The organism is Streptomyces sp. H39-S7, from assembly GCF_027158205.1.
Classification (GTDB): domain Bacteria; phylum Actinomycetota; class Actinomycetes; order Streptomycetales; family Streptomycetaceae; genus Actinacidiphila.
The window spans coordinates 9,687-12,573 of the sequence record NZ_JAPVLU010000102.1 but is presented as its reverse complement, the minus strand read 5'-3'; the positions used below and the strand labels follow the sequence as shown (position 1 = coordinate 12,573).

Genomic DNA, 2,887 nt, shown 5'->3' with positions numbered 1-2,887 from the left:
GTGCCAGGCTCGGGCTTTCGCCGCGTTCCTGAACCGGGGGTCTCCCGCCCGGTAAGCGTTGGCAAATTGCTTCAGCGCGGGATCGAAGATCGCCGGCTGCTCGGTGCCGGGGGGTGCCGGGCGCAAAGTCCGCGGCAGATCCGCTCGGAGCCGTGTCGCTTCATCGAGCGCGACATGCGGGATATCGGTGGAGCCGTAGCCCAGCCTTTCCCAGTTCTTCGCAGGGTCGTCGGAAGAGGACATCATGATGAGGACTCCTGGCCTATCCACCCGTTGTCCAGGGCGAGATTAGTGTCGCTGACGACGAACTCACGCTCCACCTCGAGGATGGGGAAAGCGGCGGCGCGCAGGTCCTGGAGGAGCCCCGACACGCGCTGGTCGGCGGTGGTGCGGCCCACACCGTGACACCGTTGGGTGACGAACCGTTCGACCTGGCCGTCATCCCGGACGCGGCGGGCATTCCAGGAGACATGCGCGCCGTGCGGAAGCACGAGCGCCTCCAACGGTGTCCGAGCCTGGCCCGCCGGCAGCAGCAGTTTGACGTGGTGCTCGAAGTATCGGGCGGGATCCTGGGCAGCGGCCGTCGCGTCATCGTGAGGCACCCCCTCGGCCCAGGGGACCGTCTCCGTTTTGAGACGGACCACCCGAAAGCCGTCGGCCGTCAGATCGGCTGCGACACCTGCTGCCTCGCGAATCTGCGCGTCGGCCGAACCCTCACCGGCAAGGTTCACCATGTACTGCGAACGCGTCCGCCCGCGAGCCAGCACGATGTGCACGAAGCCCAGCCCACGCCCGCCGGCCCAGAGCGCCAGCTGATCGGCCCTGGTATCCGGGCACACCACGGTCAGGTGCGTCTCGAGGACGCCGACGACATCGGGAACCGGGGTCGGGACCGCGGGCGGGAGGTGATCGTGCATGCCCACAGCGTGCCAGGTCCGCACGCGGGCCAGAAATCAATTGATGCGCACCGCTCTTCCGCTCGATGTGCGCCTGACGGGGCCGCTTGTTCGCGGAGCCGTGTGGACGATCGCGTAACTCGACTCTGTCGCTGATCTTGTGATGTCAGCCGTCGAAGCGGGTCCAGTCGACTGGCAGGTCGGCCAGCGGTGCCAGGGCGCTCCGGTGGCTGGCCCCGGCCCAGACATCGAATTCCTCGCCGTCCTCGCTGCTGACATGCACGACGAGGCCCGGGGCCACGTAGAAGTGAGTGGGTGCCCACGGCCAGAAAGGGCGTAGGGGTACAAGGTGCAGCGTTTCGGTGAACCGAGCGACCTGTGCTGCCGTGAGTCTGCGCGGCAGCGCCCGGTAGTCGGCGCTCATGGAAGCCTCGAAGAGGGAGAACTGGATCAGGAAGCCGCTGAGCGGCTCTTGTTCTACGATCGGCTCCTCATCGAATTCACGGAACCAGACAGTCGGATCGGCCTCAGGCGGGTCTAGCGTCCACAGGAGTGACCAGAAGAACCCTCCTTGGCTCTCGACGCCGAACACGAGCATCTCCCCAAGATGATCGGTGTGCAGGTCTGGCGCGGGCAGGATGCTGTTCTGGGTTCCGAGGGCGCCCGGCCGCTGCTTCGCGAGCCGGTACAGCTGCCTCAGTCCAGCAGGCAGCCGCGAGGGAGAGCAGGCGGCAGGTGGTTCGGTGGCGCCTGCGGCGGGGTACCAGCCGGTGACGAACTGTTCCAGCGCTGCCGCACGGTCACCGTTCACATTCCTGAGCCACTCGAGGCCCGGCAGGTCCACCGGGGAACGTGGTGGGCTTACCCGGTTGAGGAGTTGGCGACTCAAGGGTGCTTCGAACCGCAGTTTGCAGTGGGTGAGAACGCCGTCGGATGTGCCGGCCTGGCTCACCTTGGCAGTGCCCAGGTCCAGGACCTCTTCTTCGAGGCGGACCGCGATGTGGATCGGCAACGAGCCTCCTTCCCTGCCCCAGGGCGACCCCATCAGTCGCTCGGTGACCGGGGCCGGTGCGGGGCCCGTTCAGACGGACCTCCTCAGCGCTCCACACACCGCTCCTGGCGGGTGCGTCACTCGCTTCCACGATGATCACCGTCCCCGCCGGGCCTATGACGATGCCGGCGCCCCCCACCATGAACGGTCCGGCGATCACCGAGCCACCGACGAGCACGGATATGTGCTCCTCATCGAATACCAGCGCCGGAATTGCGGCGCAGCCCTGATCAGTCATCCCCGCATCATCGTCGACCACCACTGGGCATCCCTCATGTCTGCCGGCTGCGGCCGTCACAAGATCAGCGCCAGAGTCCGTAGTGCCTCGAGGTTGTGGTCATGTATCTCCCCAGGCGCCCGGTGCCGCGGGATCCCTCGGGTTGCGCCGGCGACGCGGAGCCAGACCGATCAGTCCTGCCAGTCCGGCTGTGGTTCAGGGATCCGGACCGGTGACCGAGGAACCGGGGCGGGTCGCCGCCACAGCCTACGCCCGACTGCGGGCGGTGGAAGCCGAGCCGTGAGCTCCCGGTACCTCGGCTTCGGGACGGGTGGCTCGCATGTTCAGGTCGCGCCTGCTCGCGGGCGCCCATCCACGCCAGAGGGCACCAGGACAATCCCAGCCCTCAGGGGAGGTCCGGGCACTCCTCGCCAAAGCCTTGCGAGACCGGCTGCCAAACGCCATGGTCCTCACGCACGCTCAGCCGATCCGCCTCCTGTGCCGTCTCGATCAGCTGAGCGGTGGTCAAGGGGATGACCGCCGTGAAGACCCGCCCGAGGTGGTGGCAGTGCACCATCGGGCGGAGTCCCTCCGGGTAGGGCTCGTCGGCGGCTGCGAAGAGATCGGGCAGGGTCCAGCCCAGTGGACCTGCTATGGCGGACAGTTGCTGTCGACGGTGCGGACTCGGGTCCCAGCGCCACACCATTCCGTGCAGTGTGGTGA

General features: G+C 67.5%; 4 protein-coding genes. All 4 read right to left on the bottom strand.

The window, feature by feature from the left end:
- Positions 1 to 67: hypothetical protein (locus O3X23_RS44405; protein ID WP_443048153.1), on the bottom strand; the 67-nt coding region annotated here is incomplete at its 3' end.
- A 175-nt stretch (positions 68 to 242) separates the two neighbouring features.
- Positions 243 to 917, bottom strand: a complete 675-nt coding sequence (locus tag O3X23_RS42940) for a hypothetical protein (RefSeq protein ID WP_269280533.1) — start codon at positions 915 to 917, stop codon at positions 243 to 245.
- A 145-nt stretch (positions 918 to 1,062) separates the two neighbouring features.
- On the bottom strand, positions 1,063 to 1,908 hold the full coding sequence (locus O3X23_RS42935) for a hypothetical protein (protein WP_269280530.1): 846 nt from the start codon (positions 1,906 to 1,908) through the stop codon (positions 1,063 to 1,065).
- A gap of 662 nt (positions 1,909 to 2,570) precedes the next feature.
- Positions 2,571 to 2,887 (bottom strand): hypothetical protein (locus tag O3X23_RS42930; RefSeq protein WP_269280526.1); only part of this gene is annotated, 317 nt, incomplete at its 5' end.